We start from the raw sequence: 18,947 nt of genomic DNA on the forward strand, positions 1-18,947 counted from the left end.
TAAGGATCATTTTTCCAATAATCCGTACTACAAGCAATCCTATTAATATAAAAGCAAATGCTTTTGAACGCTTAAGGTAGATTTCGTTGTCCCTGATTTCAAAGGAAGATGTCTTGATCAGCAGGATCGAAAACAGCATTCCAACAGAGGCAGCTTCCAGGATCTCCGTAGGAGTCACTCGAAAATATGGGACCACAAACATGAGCGCACCTGTGCTCATGAAAATCGGCGGCAAGATGATTTTCTTGGCGGAAGCCGGCTTTTTGGCTGCCTTCATGCGGATAAACATCACGAAAATCGCCATAAATACGGCACCGATTGATGAAATTAATACAAAATCCATGCGATTTCTTCCTCTGTTTCATTAGATTACTCTATCTATTATATCTTAATGGGCTTGGTTTAGGTACATTTTCAATTAAAAAAGCCAACTCCATCCGATACCCGGACACATCCTTATGTCCAGGGTACCATGAGTCAGCTCTTAGCTCAAAACCCGATAGACCGCTTCCAGTACACGTCCTTCATCAAAAGGCTTTACTATAAAATCCTTTGCTCCTGCTTCAATGGACTCGACCACTACCTTCTGCTGGCCCATTGCCGAACACATGATGACTTTGGCGTTTGGATGATCCTTTTTGATTTCCTTCATGGCATCCAGCCCGCTCATTTCCGGCATGGTGATATCCAGCATGACCAGGTCTGGCTGCAGATTCCCAAACAGCTCAACGGCTTCCCTGCCGTTTTCCCCTTCTCCCACAATCTCATGGTCGGCTTTTTTTAAAATGCTGCCCAGAGTGACTCTCATAAATTTTGCATCATCGACTATTAAAATTCTTGCCACCACTGTTTCCCCCTTGTCCTGCATTGGAATCTCTATCTCTATTATACTTCTATCATAGTAAAAAATACCCAAAATACCAAATAATAAACCTTTTTATCTAGTAAAAAGGTTTGGGTTCCGTATAAATACAAACATCCATGCTGAAAGAACACATCTTAAAATATAGCGAAGTATCAGATAAATTTCAATTTAAAGAATACGACAAATTTCGACTGCCCCCTGGTCCTTTCAACTTATATAAATAAAAGCGCAAATCGACTTGCCCAGGGACGACAGGCAGCACCCATGCCCTTTAAAAGGCGTTCTTTCCTTCATAAGGGCTTGGCTGATGACCCAAGTCCCTAGGAGCTGCAACTAGACAAGCTTGTGACCTCGAGGGGCAGGCGCCTGGAGCTGGACCGTTATCTAAGTTCAAAAGAAGATAATTTCTGATAATATTAAAAAAGCATCACATTCCCAATTTGAATGTGATGCCCATTTTTTAGAAACCAGTAAATCCGCCGAATAATGGTGACAAAATTGCAATAATCTTGGTCATCCAGTCAAAGAACAGGACAACACCCATCATCATCATTAATACGCCGCCAATTTTCATAATCTTGACGCTGTTTCTCTTGATCCATTGCAGCTTTCCAACGAAGAAGGAAAGGACAAAGAATGGAATTCCAAAGCCAAGGATATAAGCAATCATATAAACCATAGCTGATCCTGGATTTGCTGCAGCAAGAGAGATGACTGCTCCAAGAATTGGCCCTGTACATGGTGTCCAGCCGGCCGCAAATGCCATACCAATTAATATCGATCCAAGGAATCCAGCAGGACGATTTTTAAACTCGAAACGTCTTTCTTTCATTAAAAATTCCGGTTTGATTAAACCAACTACGACAAGTCCAAAGAAGAAAATAAAAATAGCGCCAAGCTGACGGATCAAATCCTGATATTCAGTGAAGAAACGTCCTATAAAAGTAGTGCCAAACCCAATCGCAATAAAAATCGCCGAAAACCCTAGCAGGAAGAATAAAGTATGCAGCATGCTCCGCCTTTGCAGCATTGCATTCTCTCCCTTTATCTCCCCCACTGACATCCCTGTAATATACGATAAAAACGCTGGATATAATGGCAGGCAGCAAGGAGAAATAAAACTCAAAAACCCTGCCCCTAACGCAATAAACACATTCAAATCTGTCATAATCACAACTCCTGATACACATTCATTTCTGCTTATTCTAACAAATCCCATGCCAAAAAGATAATGGATAGACTGTGAACGTTTTGTGTCTTCAAAAAACACCTCTGATAGTATTTGTAAAAATTGCTGTGTTAAAGCTAATATTGTGATATTACACCCTGTTGATTGCAGCGGAAGGCACAAGACTCCTGCGGAAAAGCGAGTCAAAGGGAGACCCCACAGGCGCGCGAATGCGCTGAGGAGGCTCCCGACCGCCAGCGGAAAGCGAGTGCCTGGAACGGAATTTAACAGGCCAAAGTAATAGAGACACTTTTTAAGTAAAATTAATTTAATTTACAAGTATTAACTGGAAATTCCTTTACATCTCTGGAAAAACCCCTAAACAAGCTCTATAATAAACCATATTAATTTACAACATTAACATGTTTATTTAATGTAAACGTTATTAAACTTTAAACGAACTTTCTTTTGAATTTATTACCATAATTCGATATACTAGAATATATCTTAACAAATTCTGTTATTATCTTTCAGCATTTGACATGGAACATAATTGGCAGCTGATTTTTACATAATGTCACGAGAAACCACCAGAGAGGAATTATTGGCCATGTGTAAACAGGAACTGCTTACGTTGATTGAACAGAAGAGAATGGAATTAATTCAAGTGGCCATGAAAAGCGGCTTAAACTCTTCGGTGGCAATCCGGTACAGTCAGGAACTTGATGCCCTACTAAATGAATACAATCGTACCTTTATACAAAAAGTGCAGACTCAATAAAAACAGCCTTGCGTTAAATGCAGGCTGTTTTTTCATTCTAATTTTATCCAACTGCACCCTCCTCTTTTTCAGCAGATCCATTCTGCAGCAGGTACATTTTATGATACAATCCCCGTTTGGCAAGCAATTCCTGATGTGTGCCTCTTTCGACAATCTCCCCTTGATGAAGAACAAGAATAAATTCTGCATCCTGAATGGTTGATAGGCGATGGGCAATCGCAATGGTCGTTCTGCCCTTCCGCATTTTCTCCAGCGCAATTTGAATCGCTTCTTCCGTTTCCGTATCAATATTTGCCGTTGCTTCATCCAGAACCAGTACTTTGGGATTGGCTGCAATCGTCCTCGCAAAGGCAATCAGCTGCCTTTGCCCGCTCGAAAAAGCAGATCCCCGCTCCACCACCTGATGTGCATAGCCATCTTCTAATTTATCAATGAACGTATGCGCCTGAACAAACTGGGCAGCTCCTTCAATTTCCTCATCCGTCATGTTCTCATTATGAAGCCTGATATTATCTTTGATCGTTCCATAAAAAAGAAACGGGTCCTGAAGAACAAGCCCCATCTTTGTGCGGAGCTCATCCTTCGGATAGGATTTAATGCTTTTCCCGTCTATTAAAATATCGCCGCGCTCAAATTCATAGAAACGCATCATTAAATTGATAATAGAGCTTTTTCCGCTGCCTGTATGGCCAACAAGGGCAACGGTCTCGCCCGGCTTGGCTGTAAAAGAAATATTTTTCAAGACATCCCGTATGCCATCATAGGAGAAGCTCAGGTTTCTGAACTCAATTTCTCCATCCTTGATTTCAGCAGCGTTTTTATCTTGCTGTTCCGGTGCAAGTTCTTTGTCATCCAATAGTGCAAAAGCTCGCGAAGCTGCTATGATGGCCTGCTGATACATGGACAGCCTCATCATGATCTGATTCACCGGCTCAAAGAATCGATCCAGATAGCTGACAAACGCATAAAGCACCCCGATCTCAATCGGACTATTAAAGGAGGCAATCCCAAAAAAGCTCAAGACTATGATTAATGCCAAAACATAGACGAGATCGATGGCTGGCCTCAGCAGTAATCCATCCATTTTGATATTTCGCATCCCGGCATTATAATGCTGCTCATTAATATCGCCAAATTCCTTTTGCAGCCTTTTTTCCTGCCTGAACACCTGAATGATGGACATCCCCTGCAAGGATTCGCTCAGCTTCGCATTCAGCTGGCTCAGCCTTTCCCTTAAATCCTTATAAAAAACCGAACTGTATTTCAGGTATGTTCTCATGATCATAAAAAGAATCGGCAGGATCACTAGGCAGAACAATGCCAGCTTAACATTTAAAATAAACATCGCCACAAATATTCCTGCCAGCAGGAAAGCCCCTTGAAGGAACGTGACCAATACACTTACGAACATATCCTTGATTGCTTCTGTATCATTCGTCACCCTCGAAACAATGCTGCCCGCAGGTGTTTTATCAAAATATTTTAAACCCAGTGACTGTACTTTCGAAAAAACATCAACACGGAGCTGCTGGATGATTTTCAACGCGATTTCCTGGAACTTTAACAACTGGAAGTAGGAAACAAGCACATACATAATCTGAATGCCCAGGTAGGCAGCCCCTATTGCAAATAACGGCTCAAACACTAGATTTCTTGGTGTTAAATAATCATCGATGAAAATTTTTACCAAAATCGGTCCCAATATGTCGCCTATCGTCGTTAACAGGAGGAGACTGAAGGCAAACAGAATCGTTTTCTTATGCGGTTTTGTATAAGAGAGCAGCCTGAACAAAACCTTTCGCTGCTCTTTTCCTTTCATAACTGGTGTTTTTTCCATTTTCTTATCCCCCATGCTCCACAAGCTCTTCCAGCTGCTGGCGCAGATACATATTCTGATACCAGCCCTCTTCAGCCATTAAATCATCATGTGTACCCCTTTGGACAATCTTTCCTTCATCCAGTATGAGAATTAAATTGGCATGATGGATGGCACTCAGGCGGTGAGCGGTAATGATCGTTGTTTTGCCGGCCCGCTCTTCGCGCAATGAAGTAAGGATCGCTTCCTCTGTTTTCGCATCAACCGCTGAAAGGGAGTCATCTAAAATTAACACTTCGGGATTCAAAAGCAGGGCTCTCGCAATGGAGATCCGCTGCTTTTGCCCGCCGGAAAGGGAAACCCCTCTTTCCCCGACAACGGTTTGATACCCTTCTGTAAATTCGAGAATATCATCATGGATGTTTGCAAGCTTAGCTGCACTATAGATTTCTTCTAGCTCAGCACCTGGCCTTGTAAAAGCAATGTTTTCAGCGACAGTGGCAGAAAACAGAAAGTGCTCCTGCGGTACATATCCGATCGCCTCCCTCAAGCTCTCCATTTTATAGCGTTCAATCGGATGCTCTGCAAACAGGATTTCGCCTTTATAGCCTTCAAATTCGCGGATTAGAAGCTTAAGCAGAGTGGTTTTACCTGCGCCTGTTTTACCGACAATTCCGAGAGTCTCTCCTCTTTGCAGCCTAAATTGAATATCTTCAAGCAGTGCTTCATTTTCTCCCGGATAAGCGAACTCCTCAATTTTATACTCAATATCTCCACTCGGAACTTCAATGATGCCCGACTCGTCATCTTTAATATCAATTTCTTCTGCGAGTAATGCAGAAACACGGTCATAGGAGGCACGGCCTCTCTCCACAATATTGAACAGCCAGCCAAAAGCCAGCATCGGCCAAATAAGCAAACCAAGATAAGTTGTAAACGAAACAAGCTGCCCGATCGTCAACTCTCCTGCGATTACATATCTGGATCCAAATGCAATGGAAAGGAAAAAGGAGATCCCGACAATGATGCTGATGGTTGGATCGAATAAAGAATCAACTTTGGCGACAGAGATATTCTTCTGAACCACATCTTCAGACTGCCTGCGAAAATCTTCAATATCTTCTTTTTCCTGGCCAAATGTTTTAATGACTTTAATTCCGGAAACGCTCTCCTGTGTTTTATCATTTAATGATGAAAATGCCTCCTGAGCCTTATGGAACCGTTTATGCAGCAGGGTTCCATACCAGCTTGTCAGCAGCGCCATAAATGGCATCGGAATTAGACTGATTAGCGTAAGTTTCCAGCTAATTGTGGTGGCCATGGCAATGATAACGAATCCGCCTGTTGCAAGTGAGTCTACAAATGTTAGAACCCCTGCTCCGGCAGTCTGCTGAATCGCCTGTAAATCATTCGTAGCATGCGCCATTAAATCGCCAACCCGCTTTTTCTGGTAAAAGGACTGCGACATTTTTGTAAAATGACCATAAAGCTTATTCCTTAATAACTTGGACAGCTTAACCGCCGACCCGAAAATCATAATGCGCCAAAAATAACGGAGCACATACATCATGAATGCAACAACAGCCAGGATTCCCATCCACATCAATAGCGATTGCCCTGTCAGTTCGCCATTTTTGATCGAGTCTACCACAATCCCGACAACCTTTGGCGGAACCAGCTGCAGCATTGCCACAAATAACAGCAGAATAATCCCGTTTACATACGACTTTTTCTCCTGTTTAAAAAACCACATCAAATCCAAAAAGACCTTCATACCTTTTCCTCCGAAACCCGTAACTTAATAATAGCTTAAATAGTTTAACAAATATTTCAAAAATAAGGAAGATTTTTTTTAGAAAGAAAAAGCATCCTTGTGGATGCTTACTGCCCTAATGCTTCGATTCGATTTTTCAGACTCGTTACTTCATTTATAGTGCTGAACAGTTCAGAGTTTTCGAGTTGATCGAGTGCAAGGTTCCCATTCTCTAAAACCTGATTGATCTCCGCAAGAAGTGCTTCATTTTGGTTCACCAATTCCTGATGAATATCTTTAGCTAAAGCTGGAATGTCTTTCAATGCGATGAATTCTTCTACTTCCTGTTTAAGTGTGATCAGCCGGTCCTCAAGTTCTTGTTTTAATGCTGGATCTGCAGCAGCCTCTTTAATCAGCTGCGGTGCCTCTTCTGCAAAATGATTTAAGGTATTGATATGCTCAGTCGCCTGATTAACATATTCAATGGAATTATTTACTTCCCCTAAAAATGAACAGCCGCTTAACAACATGGAAATGGCAAGGAGCCCGATTATAAGGTATTTTTTCATTTTTGCTTTCCTTTCATATTTTGTCATAGTCTATTTACGGATAGCTTAGAGGAAAGTTTCATTGAACACTTAAAAAAACCACCCTTCTGTTTTATCAGAAAAGTGGCTCTTGATGGGATGCTTGTCCCTGGTTACTTGCCAGACTGTTTGTTCATGGCATTCATCATTTGGTTGATCTTCTTTTGTGATGGCTTCATGCCCATTTGCATCATCATCATTTTTAACATTTGTTCATTAATTGGCGGATTTTTCTCTAGGTAGCTCATCATGTATTTACGAGCAATGAAAAATCCTAGTGCTACACCAGCAAGAAGTGCCAGTATACCGACTAGAATATACATCCACATAAATTACTTCCTCCTTCATGTTGTCTATCATACAGTGTACTAGACCAAAGGCTATTATACAATATTTGCTTCGTTTTTTCTCTTTTTTCAGACGAATTTTCTTTCTTTAATCGGTTTCAGCCATCCGTACCGCTTGTGGTGGACATCAACAGCCAAAAAGGAAGACTCGCTTTTTCGCAGTACCTCAAAAAATACTGTCTCAGCCTCATAGCTGCCCGACGCTTCTAAAACCAAGCACCGATCAAACACTTCAAGCTTCGCCCTGCTCCGTTTGTTCATCTCTATATAGTATGCGCCTTTTTCTATGAAAAAATCTTTTTTTCGCTGAAGCTGCTGATAGATATATTGATGTAATTTCAAACCCGGGATTGGTTTTGTCACAAACTCGATCTGTTTCGCAAGAATAGACTTCATTTCACCTGATGAACGCTCATACTCCTCAAACAACTGAAAAAACATCCGCTCTCTTCCAAAATAATGGGACGCAAATTCATCTTCTATTAAATACAATTGATAAGCTCTCATCTGGCCCCTCCTTCCGGGACGATCCATTTCTTTCAATTATAAGAAAACAAATACAAGGAATGTGTCTGAAGATGTTAAAAACTTTCACTAATTTTGTCGAATATATGGAAATCAATTCATTATGAGGATTCATAGTGGGAGAATCATGCTGCTGTTAGTTTGACTTGTTTTGATGATTTAGGGTGAAATTAAATTTATTACGGTGTTTTCCCTTTTTTCATGATAGATAATCCTGTTTTTTTAGGACACTTTATCAACTATCATTTTGTTCAGATATTATTGATCTATGTTTCTGTGAAATCACTTTTTGGAGACCTTTGACTTTGGCTTTTCTCTATTTTGGGCTTTATGGTCGCCTCATGGCGACCTTACTCTCTGACTTTTTTCCTTTTGTGGCTTCATGAATGCTCGATACCGACCTTTTCCTATAACCCACATCCATTTCCTGCCTCATATCTAGCTCCATACCACTCACCCTATTTTTTTACTTTTAGATACAAAAAGGAAGAGCCTATCAGCTCTCCCTTAGTAAGAAATATTAGTCTTGAAGCAAGGCCTTCACACGTGCTACAACATTTTCTAGAGTGAATCCGTATTCTTCCATAATCTTTTCGCCTGGTGCAGATGCGCCAAATGTATCGATTGCAAGAACATCTCCTTCGTCTCCAGCATAGCGGTGCCAGCCAAGAGAAGTTCCCATTTCGATTGCAAGACGCTTCTTGACGGACTTAGGAATGACGCTTTCTTTGTACTCTATTGATTGAGCTTCGAAGCGGTCCCAAGCAGGCATGCTGACCACTGATGCATGGATGCCTTCGCCTTCAAGCGCTTTTTGAGCATCAACAGCCAGGCTAACTTCTGATCCGGCAGCAAGCAATAATACATCCGCATTATCGTTGGAAGCTGGAGAAACTACATAAGCACCTTTCTGTACACCTTCATATGCCGCTGAATCCGTTCCTTTTAAAGTAGGAAGATTTTGGCGAGTCAACACTAAAGCAGTTGGCTTGTTTGTTGATTCGATTGCTGTTTTCCATGCAGCTGCCGTTTCGTTTCCATCAGCAGGTCGGACAACTGAGATGTTCGGCATTGCGCGCAATGCAGCAAGCTGTTCAACCGGCTCATGTGTAGGACCGTCCTCACCAACAGCGATACTGTCATGTGTGAACACATATGTTACAGGCAGATTCATAAGTGCAGCCAGACGGATTGCCGGACGCAGATAGTCAGAGAACACGAAGAATGTTCCGCCGAATACTTTTAATCCGCCATGTAGAGCCATACCATTCAAAGCAGCGCCCATTGCAAATTCACGGACACCGAACCAGATGTTGCGGCCGTCAAATGATTCTGCCGTAAAGTCTCCAGTTCCTTTAATCATTGTCTTGTTGGATCCTGCAAGGTCAGCAGATCCGCCAAAGAATGAAGGAAGGTTTTGCGCAACTGCATTTAACACTTCACCTGAGGAAGCGCGGGATGCAAGGCTCTTTCCTTCTTCGTAAACAGGAATGTCTTTATTCCATCCTTCAGGAAGCTCACCATTGATCGCCTGCTCCAGCTGCTTTCCTAACTCAGGATGCTTTTCTTTATATTGAGCATACAGGTCTTCCCACTCCTGCTGTTTTTTCGCGCCATTTTCAGCAACTTGCTGTTTGAAATGGTCATATACTTCTGCAGGAACATAGAAGTCTTCTTCGAACGTCCACTTATAAGCTTCTTTTGTTAACTTAAGTTCGTCAGCACCAAGAGGAGCACCGTGTGCATCAGACTTACCTGACTTGTTTGGTGAACCGTAGCCGATAACTGTTTTAACTTCGATCATTGTTGGACGATTTTCGTCTTGTTTCGCTTCTTCAATTGCCCTTGCGATCTCATGAAGATCGTTGCCGTCTTCTACGCGGATGTATTGCCAGCCGTAAGATTTGAAACGTTGTTCTACGCTTTCAGAAAATGACTTGTCCAAGTCTCCATCAAGTGAAATATCATTGGAATCATATAGAACAACCAATCTTCCAAGCTTTAGATGGCCTGCAAGTGAAGCAGCTTCCGCAGAAACGCCTTCCATAAGGTCTCCGTCACCGCAAATGCTGTATGTATAGTGGTCAACCACATTGAAATTGTCTTTATTGTATGTTGCAGCTAAATGACGTTCTGCCATAGCCATACCAACAGCCATTGCAATTCCTTGTCCTAATGGGCCTGTCGTTGCGTCAACCCCAGGAGTGTGCCCGAATTCAGGGTGTCCAGGAGTTTTGCTTCCCCATTGTCTGAACTCTTTAATGTCATTCATAGATACATCATAGCCGGATAAATGAAGAAGGCTATATAAAAGCATTGATCCATGTCCAGCAGAAAGGACGAAACGGTCTCGGTTGAACCATTCAGGGTTTTTCGGATTGTGGTTCATGAAGCGTGTCCATAGTGTATAAGCCATTGGCGCTGCACCCATTGGCATGCCTGGATGGCCGGAATTGGCCTTTTCAATGGCGTCAATTGATAAAGTACGAATGGAACTGATGGATAGTTCATCTGTGTGATTAAACATTCAATACATCCTTTCGAGAATAATTCTTACTCTTTTAATATTATCGGGTGTTCTCTTTTTTCACAACCAATAGGATCAGAAAAAAGGATAAAAAAGCCGGTTTGTTAATATATTGACACAAAAAGCCCCGGCATATGTAAAAAATGCGGAGATAGCCGGCAATGCTTGCCTTAATGTCACCTCCGCATTCTATTAAAAGAAGGAATACAGCAGAGTGTATCCCTTGCAATAATATTATTAATGAAGGCGGTTTTTATTTTGGAAATCTTTCAGCTTTTTCGGAGTTACATCATTTCCTTTTGGATCAACGATTGTAACGCCTTTCAGCGTATTTAACATACCGGAGCGGAATGTCTCCAAATATTCTTTCCGGAGAGAAGTCTGTTCTTTCGCTTCAGCTTCAGTTAAACCGGATTCCTTCGCTTTCTTTGCCAGTTCATTAATTCGGGCAAGTTTTTGTTTTGGCAACATATTTTAAAGCTCCTTTATATCAAAAGTTTACCATTGGATATTCTGATAGAAGGTACTATTATATAACAGCTTCAAGTAAAGAACAATATTGAAACTCAAATGCATCATACTAAAAAAAGAGCACTTTTGACAAGAAAAGTGCTCTACTCTGCTTCTGCCAATGATTCGATATATTCCTTATATCTTCTATGTACAGTGGCTTTTGATATGCTGTAGCCAAATCCTCTTAGGGTTGCAGCAATTTCTTCAAATGTAAGGTCGTTTTTTCGAAGTCGGAAAATTTCTTCAATAGGAACCTCTATTCTGTCCCTCCCTGCATTGGAGCCTTGGTTGCTAAGGTTTTTTTGAGGACGGTACCCTTTATCAACCGCTCTTTGCATACCCCGTTTGATTTTTATATTATGCAGCTTTCGCTGATATTCCTCTACCATCCCGACAATGCTTAAAACCATTGAGTCTGATTCCGATAGCTGCAGCTGCCCGTTATTGGAGATGCTGTAAAGCTGGACTTCTTCTTTTAGAATACAATGCAAAATGGCTATCTTTGCATTCCCCCGTCCAATCCTTGTTTCATCCTGGATCAGAACGACATTAATATCCTTTTCTTTTATTAAATCCAGGAGCTCCAGTATCCCGTCTCTATCAAGATCGTACCCGCTAGCCTGCTCTCGAATCACCTTTACTACTTGGAAATGATTCACTTTTGCCAGATTCAAGAGCTCTTCTTCCTGCCTGGAAAGAGAGGTTTCCTGCGTGTCCTTTGTTGTGCTTACCCTGCAGTATATGATTGCTTTCATGACTTCTCCTTATTTGCTATTCATTTAGTTCAGAGCTTGCAAGTTCCGTGAAAGGCTGGCCTTTCACAGCTTTAACAGGGATGACAATTACGTCTCCAGGAAAGATTCTGCCCCCTGTAATTCCATTGTTCTGTTCCACCCAGCTGACAAACTCATTGGATGAAAGAGAATGTTCAGCTGAAAAGTTTTCAGCAATCTCCCATAATGAGTCTCCTTCCGAAACTCTTACGGTTACAAATTTATCGCTCTCCAGCGTTTCCATTTGCACAACTAGAATTACAGAAGCAGCTAAACTTAAAACGAATAGAATAATAGCATATGAATAGGATTTCCACAATTTTTTCAACATTTAAAACACCCCTATCAGAATGTATGTTCGCATTTAATGTCTTTATTATAATCCGAACATTTGTTTTGTGTCAACAAAAAAATTCGAACTTATGTTTGTATGCACTGGTAATTGATGCTATAATAAAGACAAGAAAATTCATACGAGGTGCGTTTAAGATGGTGAAAATATCGAAGAGGCAGCAAGATATATTAGAGTTTATTAAAGAAGAAGTAAAATTAAGAGGCTATCCGCCTTCTGTTCGTGAAATTGGAGAAGCGGTCGGGCTTGCTTCAAGCTCCACTGTCCACGGCCATCTCGCAAGGCTTGAAAGCAAAGGATTAATCCGTCGGGATCCTACCAAGCCGCGCGCCATTGAGATTTTGGATTTGGACGAGTCTTCTCATATTCCAAAAGTGAATGCTGTTAATGTGCCGATCGTAGGTAAGGTTACAGCAGGTCAGCCTATTACAGCTATTGAAAATGTCGAAGAATACTTCCCTCTTCCAGAAAGGATGGCTCCGGCAGATGAGCATGTGTTCATGCTTGAGATTATGGGAGAAAGTATGATTGAAGCCGGTATTCTTGATGGGGACTATGTCGTCGTTAAACAGCAAAGCACTGCGAATAACGGAGATATCGTTGTAGCGATGACAGAGGAAGATGAAGCAACCGTAAAAAGATTCTTCAAAGAGAAAGATTATGTCCGCCTGCAGCCGGAAAACTCCACGATGGAACCGATCATTCTTCGAAATGTATCCATTCTGGGCAAAGTAATCGGAGTATATCGCCACTTGCATTAATAGGTGTACAAAAAGCAAGCATTCAATGTTTGCTTTTATTTTTTTGCAGTTTTCGGAGAGCCCGTTTGTTACGGTCAAACTTAGGAATCAACAGGCAAATTTATCAGTTCTTAAAACATTAACAGCTTCTATTACCTGGTGCTATGAATAAAATCATACGATAGTATCAGATAACTTTCATTTGAATGAAAGTTACAGTAAGGTTTAACTATTTTACTTGTCTGAAAATTCGGTATTTTTATGCATACTAATTAATATGCATTTCCTATATAATGGTAATACACCGAGAATCAACCTAAGGTCGCTTGTCCAAAATCTCGACTTTAGGAGTGTGAAGAAAAAATGTTTTTGAACATTACCTTCGCTTTGTTGATTGGTGGGCTTGTTGGTGTCGTTGGACATATTCGGAAAGAAGGCAAATTGGTGAAGCCTCGGAGAACTAAGAAATTTATCTATCTCGGGGTTTTGGAAGAAATGATTATGGGGGCTTTAGCGGCTGTTTTTTTGGTCGTATCTTCAGATCCTGATTCTACCTTAAAGGTGGTACTTCTTGCGGTAATTGCAGGATTTGGAGGAGATGCACTGTTGACATGTCTCGATTTCTTAAAGATCAGGCATAAAGAATAGAGGGACGCAGAGATTAATATAGATAAAATCTCGTTCACAGCTGGACGAGGTTTTTTGTGTTTTTAATAGACGGAAACCCTTCGGACATACTTACAATTCTTTTACCACCTTCACCAAAAGATTTAAAAGCTGGAAAAAGTTATCACATGCCCGAACTGAAAATCTATTTTTCAGTGATGGATTTTTATTTTTGCACTAAGAAAAGCGCAGGGCGCTTTGCCCACTTCCGATAAGCACAAGACGAGCCTCACGGAAAGAAGTTCTTTGCCTTTTTGGGAGGGGATCGGCTTGTGACCTCGAGGGGGTAGGTGCCTGGAGCTAGACAGTTCTCTAAGTTCAAAAGAATATAATTTCTGATAATATTAAAAAGCCTCGGCACTGAGGCCAAGGCTAAAGCTTATTTTAGTACATGCTCAAGTACTGCTCGCGCTCCCATGGATGCACTTGTGTTCTAAACATATCCCACTCGATTTCTTTTGCTTCAATGAAGTGTTCGAAGATGTGTTCACCAAGAGCAGACACGATAACTTCGTCCTTCTTAAGCTCATCAAGGGCAGCTGCCAATGTAGCTGGAAGATCCTTGATGCCTTCTTCGATGCGTTCTTCCTTGTTCATTACATAGATGTTGCGGTCAACAGGTGCTGGAGGAGTCAATTTGTTCTTGATTCCGTCAAGACCAGCTTTTAAAAGTACAGCCATAGCAAGGTATGGGTTTGCAGCAGGGTCAACGCTTCTTACCTCAACACGTGTACTTACACCGCGTGAAGCCGGGATACGGATAAGCGGTGAACGGTTTTGAGCAGACCATGCAACATAGCAAGGTGCTTCATAGCCAGGAACCAAACGCTTATAAGAGTTAACAATTGGGTTTGTTACTGCTGTGAATGCAGTCGCATGGTTAATGATACCTGCAATGAAATGGCGAGCATCATCGCTTAATTGCAGGTATCCAGTTTCATTGAAGAATGCATTTTTTCCATCCTTGAATAATGAAACATTGCAGTGCATTCCAGAACCGTTAACACCAAATAATGGTTTTGGCATGAATGTCGCATGCAGGCCGTGCTTCCGGGCAATTGTTTTAACAACTAGCTTGAATGTTTGGATTTGGTCACAAGCTGTTAAAGCATCTGCATATTTGAAGTCGATTTCGTGCTGGCCAGGAGCAACCTCATGGTGGGAAGCTTCGATTTCGAAGCCCATTTCTTCAAGCTCAAGCACGATGTCACGGCGGCAGTTTTCACCAAGGTCTGTTGGCGCAAGGTCGAAATATCCCCCGTTATCGTTTAGTTCTAGTGTTGGCTCCCCTGCCTGGTCAAGCTTGAATAGGAAGAATTCTGGCTCAGGCCCTAAATTGAAATCTGAGAATCCTAGCTCTTCCATTTCTTTTAAAATGCGTTTTAAGTTACTTCGAGGGTCACCAATGAATGGAGTACCATCCGGATTGTAGATGTCACAGATAAGGCGTGCAACTTTACCTTTTTCCGCTGTCCAAGGGAAAACTACCCAAGTATCTAGATCAGGATATAAATTCATATCTGATTCTTCAATTCGTACAAAGCCTTCGATTGAAGATCCATCAAACATCATTTTGTTATCAAGCGCTTTTTCAAGCTGGCTGATCGGAATCTCAACGTTTTTAATTGTTCCTAAGATATCCGTAAACTGTAAACGGACAAATTTTACGTTTTCTTCCTCTGCAATACGTTTAATATCGTCTTTAGTATACTTTGCCAATGGTAGTTCCTCCCTTAAATTCATGCGTGGTTTATTTTTTTAATGGAAAAAGCGGTGTATATTGCCTTGACGCAGTGATTGACGATTGAATCGGCCTGCCTGCACAATTTCCTTGCGAAGGAGTTTCCGAATTTCTTCATCTGATAGATCGCGTCTCGCTTTTTCATCTTGCTTCTTCATACTTTCTGTTATCGCTTGCTGTTCTTTTACGAAAAATAGCTGCTTGATCCCTGCCATATTGACTCCCTGATCGATTAAATCCTTAATTTCTAAAAGGACATCAATATCATTTAAGGAAAAAAGTCTTCTATTCCCCTCGGTTCTAGCTGGAGAAATTAATTGGTGCTCTTCATAGTAGCGGATCTGCCTTGCGGTAAGATCAGTCAGCTGCATGACAGTACCAATTGGGAAAAGCGGCATGGAACGTCGAATTTCACTTCCGGTCAACTATTTCTCCCCCTTTTTATTACTTCTTGAGATTATTATATGTAATGTCAGGAAATCTGTCAATAGTATGTTAGATTTTATAACATGATTTTTCAAAAAAATTTTGCCTTTCATTTTTTTATAAATCTCCAAAGAACAAAAAGGGACAACTAACTTAGTAGCTGTCCTTTTTTATATTCACCTATTTTAGTTCAATTAAACCTTTTTCAAGCAATCGGTTTAACGCAATGCAAACCGCCATTTTTACATGAGAATAGGTAAGCCCCCCCTGTACATATGCTACATATGGAGGCCTGATTGGACCGTCGGCTGTCAGTTCAATGCTTGCTCCCTGGATAAATGTACCTGCAGCCATGATAACATCATCCTCATAGCCAGGCATATAAGCCGGGTATGCAGTAACATGGGAATTGACAGGTGAAGCAAATTGAATCGCCTGGCAAAACGCCACCATTTTTTCCCGATCATCAAATTGCACGGCTTGGATTAAGTCTGTCCTTTTACTGTCCCAATTTGGATTTGAATTCATTCCTAAGCGCTCAAGCATAGCTGCGGTAAAAACTGCTCCTTTAAGCGCCTGGCCCACAACATGCGGCGCAAGGAAAAACCCTTGGTACATCTCCTGAAGGCTATATAGGGCTGCGCCAGCTTCAGCCCCGATTCCCGGTGAAGTCATCCGGTAGGAGCAGGAGTCAACCCATTCCTCTTTACCGACAATATAGCCGCCGGTCTTGGCAATGCCGCCGCCAGGGTTTTTGATAAGTGAACCAGCCATCAGATCTGCTCCGACATGGCAAGGCTCACGGTCTTCCACAAACTCGCCATAGCAATTGTCAACAAAGACAACGACATCAGGCTTTATTTCCTTCACAAAATTTATCATTTCTTTGATTTGTTCAATTGTAAAGGAGGGTCTCGTTGCATACCCTTTTGAACGCTGAATGCCAATCATTTTCGTATTCGGCTTGATGGCTTTTTCAACTGCAGGATAATCGATGCCCCCTCCTTCTGTTAGCGGGACACTATTATAGCAAATGCCAAATTCTTTTAGTGAGCCGGTTCCTGTCCCCCTTATTCCTACAATCTCTTCAAGAGTGTCATAGGGCTTCCCAGTGATATAGAGTAATTCATCTCCTGGACGCAGGATGCCAAATAGTGCAATGGAAATGGCATGAGTGCCAGAAATAATCTGAGGACGGACCAAACCCGCTTCTCCCCCGAAAACTTCTGCATAGATTTCTTCGAGCGTATCTCTTCCTATATCATCATAGCCATAGCCGGTTGATGGGATGAAATGAGAATCACTAACTTTAAAATTCTGAAAGCTTCTTAGCACACGAAATTGATTTTCATCAATCCGCTCGTCAATGTGCTGCAATACTTCTGAAATCCTCTGCTCCACTTCCTTTACGATTGGCTGGAGTTTTTCCCCGTGTGATAACTGTTGAAACATGGTGTTCTCCTAACTATACAGTATATTTCGTTAAAGGCCCTGAAATAGCATGGTCCTCAAGATAGTAGCCTTTACAGATGTACAATTCCTTTTCTTCATGAAAGCTCAATTCGCGCAAAACCGTTTCATTTTTAAGCTGTGATAGCAGCTTTCCTTCAGTTGACGGCACCTCTACATGATAATGTTTCATCATTCCAAGGATCATCTGCTCCATTTTCCGTTTTAGCTCATTGCGATCTTCTTCTTCAAACGCACTAATTTGAATGATTTCTGTTCGGGCTGCAGGGACAAAATCAGGATGCCTTAAATCTCTCTTATTATATACCGTCAATTGTGGTATCTTATCATTTTCTAAATCTTCTATCAGTTTATTAACTGTCTGCTCATGCTGGTAGTAATCAGGATTGGACATATCCACGACATGCAGGAGAAGATCTGCTTCCTTCACTTCTTCAAGAGTTGAGCGGAATGCAGCGATCAAAGTCGTCGGCAAGTCCTGAATAAATCCAACCGTATCTGTGACAAGCGTTATAAACCCGCTAGGCAAAATCAGCTTCCGTGTCATCGGGTCAAGCGTCGCAAACAGCTGGTTTTCTTCATAGGATTCCGCTTCTGAAAGCCTGTTAAAAATGGTTGATTTGCCTGCATTCGTATATCCTACAAGGGCAATTTGAAAGGCTTTATTTTTCTTCCTTCTTTCACGATATCTGTCTCGGTGCTGCACAATGACGGACAGCTGCGCTTTAATATCATCGATCCGGCGGCGGATATGGCGGCGGTCAGATTCCAGCTTTGTCTCACCTGGACCCCTTGTGCCAATTCCCCCTCCAAGCCTCGAAAGCTGGATTCCCTGACCGGACAGCCGAGGCAGAAGGTATTGCAGCTGCGCAAGCTCGACCTGCAGCTTCCCTTCTTTGGAGCGTGCTCTTTGCGCAAAAATGTCCAAAATCAGCTGTGTACGGTCAATAATCCTTGAATCCAGTTCAGAGGAAAGATTGCGGACCTGGCTTGGTGAAAGCTCATCATTAAAAATAATGATATCTGCTCCCATTTCCTCCTGTAGTACTGCCAACTCCTCCACTTTACCTTTTCCTATATATGTAGACGGGTGAATCCGTTCCCTTTTTTGCGTAACAGAAGCTAATACCTTTCCATTAGCTGTCTCCGTTAAGGACTCCAGCTCTTCCATAGAATATTCAAAACGCTGGTCGTCTTCTTTTGTATGGCAACCAACAAGAATTACTTTTTCGTATTCTGGCTTTTGTTCCAATCAGCATCCCTCTTTCATCTGTGTATTAAAAAAGCCGGGAAGCAAATCGTCTGATCAGCTTTGCCTCTGCTTTATGATTGATAACATCATATCAAAAAAAAAAGGCAAATACTAATTTTGACCGCGTGGGCAGAGCCTTTTACGGCTCTTTTAAAAAAAGGCTCTTTCGTATAGATTGTTGTTTTTGGACTATAAAGCTTGCCTGTTGATTTCCGCTCCAGTCACTTGCTTTCCGCGGGGAGGAACGGAAGCCTCCTCGGCGTTTCACGCCTGTGGAGTCTCCCGCACCCTCTCTTCCCGCAGGACATTGAATAAGCTTCCTCGAATGAACACCGCACGAAGGAAATGCGTCAGCATATTCGAGGATCAAGTGCCTTCATCTCCAATCAACTCAGTTAGTAAAATTAGTTTGTAGGCAACACCCTTTGCGAAAACAGCCTAAAAAAATGATGCAAGGGATTGAACAAAAGTGTTGTAATTCTTTTTTTCCGTGTTAAAATCATATTATTTGGAAAGGTTTCACTTATTTTAAAAGGCGTTATATATAGATTCAGAGATTTTCATCATGAGGAGAAATGGCGTATGACGTGGGAAGTATTAAGTATGATTGGCACCATTGCCTTTGCGGTCAGCGGAGCAATTGTT

At 41.8% G+C, this 18,947-nt stretch carries 19 protein-coding genes and 1 pseudogene; 4 read left to right on the forward strand and 16 right to left on the reverse strand.

Going from position 1 to position 18,947, the window contains the following annotated elements:
• The 3 genes from NCCP133_RS07085 to NCCP133_RS07095 all read right to left on the reverse strand — a co-directional run.
• Positions 1–343, reverse strand: a 343-nt coding sequence (locus NCCP133_RS07085; RefSeq protein ID WP_264804235.1) for a CcdC family protein, incomplete at its 3' end; no start/stop codon positions are given.
• Positions 344–484: 141 nt separating this feature from the next.
• The gene (locus NCCP133_RS07090; protein ID WP_309298042.1) at positions 485–844 is read right to left on the reverse strand and encodes a response regulator; all 360 of its coding nucleotides are present in this window, start codon (positions 842–844) and stop codon (positions 485–487) included.
• A gap of 481 nt (positions 845–1,325) precedes the next feature.
• Complete coding sequence (locus NCCP133_RS07095; RefSeq protein ID WP_264804237.1) at positions 1,326–2,033, reverse strand: cytochrome c biogenesis CcdA family protein; 708 nt, start codon at positions 2,031–2,033, stop codon at positions 1,326–1,328.
• Between the two features lie 610 nt (positions 2,034–2,643).
• Here NCCP133_RS07095 and NCCP133_RS07100 point away from each other — a divergent pair.
• Positions 2,644–2,814 carry an aspartyl-phosphate phosphatase Spo0E family protein gene (locus tag NCCP133_RS07100; protein ID WP_309298043.1) on the forward strand — a complete coding sequence of 57 codons (171 nt, stop codon included), beginning with the start codon at positions 2,644–2,646 and terminating at the stop codon, positions 2,812–2,814.
• Between the two features lie 43 nt (positions 2,815–2,857).
• Here NCCP133_RS07100 and NCCP133_RS07105 read toward each other — a convergent pair whose 3' ends face one another.
• The 9 genes from NCCP133_RS07105 to yneA all read right to left on the reverse strand — a co-directional run bounded on the left by NCCP133_RS07105 (position 2,858) and on the right by yneA (position 11,986).
• A complete protein-coding gene (locus NCCP133_RS07105; RefSeq protein WP_264804238.1) occupies positions 2,858–4,651 on the reverse strand; it encodes an ABC transporter ATP-binding protein in 1,794 nt (597 codons plus the stop codon).
• A 4-nt stretch (positions 4,652–4,655) separates the two neighbouring features.
• Positions 4,656–6,404, reverse strand: coding sequence for an ABC transporter transmembrane domain-containing protein (locus NCCP133_RS07110; RefSeq protein ID WP_264804239.1), 1,749 nt, complete (start codon positions 6,402–6,404; stop codon positions 4,656–4,658).
• A 107-nt stretch (positions 6,405–6,511) separates the two neighbouring features.
• Positions 6,512–6,952 (reverse strand): DUF6376 family protein, encoded by a 441-nt coding sequence (locus tag NCCP133_RS07115; RefSeq protein ID WP_264804240.1) that lies wholly within the window; start codon positions 6,950–6,952, stop codon positions 6,512–6,514.
• A gap of 131 nt (positions 6,953–7,083) precedes the next feature.
• On the reverse strand, positions 7,084–7,299 hold the full coding sequence (locus NCCP133_RS07120) for a YneF family protein (RefSeq protein ID WP_264804241.1): 216 nt from the start codon (positions 7,297–7,299) through the stop codon (positions 7,084–7,086).
• Positions 7,300–7,386: 87 nt separating this feature from the next.
• Positions 7,387–7,824 (reverse strand): sporulation inhibitor of replication protein SirA, encoded by a 438-nt coding sequence (gene sirA, locus NCCP133_RS07125; protein WP_264804242.1) that lies wholly within the window; start codon positions 7,822–7,824, stop codon positions 7,387–7,389.
• Between the two features lie 538 nt (positions 7,825–8,362).
• Positions 8,363–10,369, reverse strand: a complete 2,007-nt coding sequence (tkt, locus tag NCCP133_RS07130) for a transketolase (protein WP_264804243.1) — start codon at positions 10,367–10,369, stop codon at positions 8,363–8,365.
• A 237-nt stretch (positions 10,370–10,606) separates the two neighbouring features.
• Positions 10,607–10,840, reverse strand: a complete 234-nt coding sequence (locus tag NCCP133_RS07135) for a DUF896 domain-containing protein (RefSeq protein ID WP_035330672.1) — start codon at positions 10,838–10,840, stop codon at positions 10,607–10,609.
• A 143-nt stretch (positions 10,841–10,983) separates the two neighbouring features.
• A complete protein-coding gene (locus tag NCCP133_RS07140) occupies positions 10,984–11,637 on the reverse strand; it encodes a YneB family resolvase-like protein (protein WP_264804244.1) in 654 nt (217 codons plus the stop codon).
• 16 nt (positions 11,638–11,653) lie between these two features.
• Positions 11,654–11,986 (reverse strand): cell division suppressor protein YneA, encoded by a 333-nt coding sequence (gene yneA / locus NCCP133_RS07145; protein ID WP_264804245.1) that lies wholly within the window; start codon positions 11,984–11,986, stop codon positions 11,654–11,656.
• Positions 11,987–12,144: 158 nt separating this feature from the next.
• Here yneA and lexA point away from each other — a divergent pair, with 158 nt between their 5' ends.
• Complete coding sequence (gene lexA, locus NCCP133_RS07150) at positions 12,145–12,768, forward strand: transcriptional repressor LexA (protein ID WP_264804246.1); 624 nt, start codon at positions 12,145–12,147, stop codon at positions 12,766–12,768.
• Positions 12,769–13,110: 342 nt separating this feature from the next.
• On the forward strand, positions 13,111–13,395 hold the full coding sequence (locus NCCP133_RS07155; protein WP_264804247.1) for a DUF4257 domain-containing protein: 285 nt from the start codon (positions 13,111–13,113) through the stop codon (positions 13,393–13,395).
• Positions 13,396–13,797: 402 nt separating this feature from the next.
• Here the strand turns inward: NCCP133_RS07155 and glnA are convergent, their stop codons facing one another.
• From glnA to hflX, 4 genes are all read right to left on the reverse strand, one after another.
• Positions 13,798–15,132 (reverse strand): type I glutamate--ammonia ligase, encoded by a 1,335-nt coding sequence (gene glnA, locus NCCP133_RS07160; RefSeq protein ID WP_264804248.1) that lies wholly within the window; start codon positions 15,130–15,132, stop codon positions 13,798–13,800.
• A 39-nt stretch (positions 15,133–15,171) separates the two neighbouring features.
• Positions 15,172–15,579, reverse strand: a complete 408-nt coding sequence (locus NCCP133_RS07165) for a MerR family transcriptional regulator (protein ID WP_309298044.1) — start codon at positions 15,577–15,579, stop codon at positions 15,172–15,174.
• A gap of 181 nt (positions 15,580–15,760) precedes the next feature.
• On the reverse strand, positions 15,761–17,032 hold the full coding sequence (locus NCCP133_RS07170) for a methionine gamma-lyase family protein (RefSeq protein WP_264804249.1): 1,272 nt from the start codon (positions 17,030–17,032) through the stop codon (positions 15,761–15,763).
• A gap of 13 nt (positions 17,033–17,045) precedes the next feature.
• Complete coding sequence (gene hflX / locus NCCP133_RS07175) at positions 17,046–18,302, reverse strand: GTPase HflX (protein ID WP_264804250.1); 1,257 nt, start codon at positions 18,300–18,302, stop codon at positions 17,046–17,048.
• A 459-nt stretch (positions 18,303–18,761) separates the two neighbouring features.
• Between hflX and NCCP133_RS07180 the strand changes: the two are divergent.
• Positions 18,762–18,947: pseudogene (locus NCCP133_RS07180) on the forward strand (hypothetical protein); the annotation flags it as partial.

This window comes from Cytobacillus sp. NCCP-133 (assembly GCF_026011715.1).
GTDB lineage: Bacteria > Bacillota > Bacilli > Bacillales > Cytobacillaceae > Cytobacillus.

Excerpts from the sequence above, each read along its gene's own strand:
- NCCP133_RS07095 (WP_264804237.1), bottom strand. The coding sequence starts at position 2,033 with ATGACAGATTTGAATGTGTTTATTGCGTTAGGGGCAGGGTTTTTGAGT.
- NCCP133_RS07100 (WP_309298043.1), top strand. The coding sequence starts at position 2,644 with ATGTGTAAACAGGAACTGCTTACGTTGATTGAACAGAAGAGAATGGAA.
- NCCP133_RS07105 (WP_264804238.1), bottom strand. The coding sequence starts at position 4,651 with ATGGAAAAAACACCAGTTATGAAAGGAAAAGAGCAGCGAAAGGTTTTG.
- NCCP133_RS07110 (WP_264804239.1), bottom strand. The coding sequence starts at position 6,404 with ATGAAGGTCTTTTTGGATTTGATGTGGTTTTTTAAACAGGAGAAAAAG.
- NCCP133_RS07115 (WP_264804240.1), bottom strand. The coding sequence starts at position 6,952 with ATGAAAAAATACCTTATAATCGGGCTCCTTGCCATTTCCATGTTGTTA.
- NCCP133_RS07120 (WP_264804241.1), bottom strand. The coding sequence starts at position 7,299 with ATGTGGATGTATATTCTAGTCGGTATACTGGCACTTCTTGCTGGTGTA.
- sirA (WP_264804242.1), bottom strand. The coding sequence starts at position 7,824 with ATGAGAGCTTATCAATTGTATTTAATAGAAGATGAATTTGCGTCCCAT.
- tkt (WP_264804243.1), bottom strand. The coding sequence starts at position 10,369 with ATGTTTAATCACACAGATGAACTATCCATCAGTTCCATTCGTACTTTA.
- NCCP133_RS07135 (WP_035330672.1), bottom strand. The coding sequence starts at position 10,840 with ATGTTGCCAAAACAAAAACTTGCCCGAATTAATGAACTGGCAAAGAAA.
- NCCP133_RS07140 (WP_264804244.1), bottom strand. The coding sequence starts at position 11,637 with ATGAAAGCAATCATATACTGCAGGGTAAGCACAACAAAGGACACGCAG.
- yneA (WP_264804245.1), bottom strand. The coding sequence starts at position 11,986 with ATGTTGAAAAAATTGTGGAAATCCTATTCATATGCTATTATTCTATTC.
- lexA (WP_264804246.1), top strand. The coding sequence starts at position 12,145 with ATGGTGAAAATATCGAAGAGGCAGCAAGATATATTAGAGTTTATTAAA.
- NCCP133_RS07155 (WP_264804247.1), top strand. The coding sequence starts at position 13,111 with ATGTTTTTGAACATTACCTTCGCTTTGTTGATTGGTGGGCTTGTTGGT.
- NCCP133_RS07170 (WP_264804249.1), bottom strand. The coding sequence starts at position 17,032 with ATGTTTCAACAGTTATCACACGGGGAAAAACTCCAGCCAATCGTAAAG.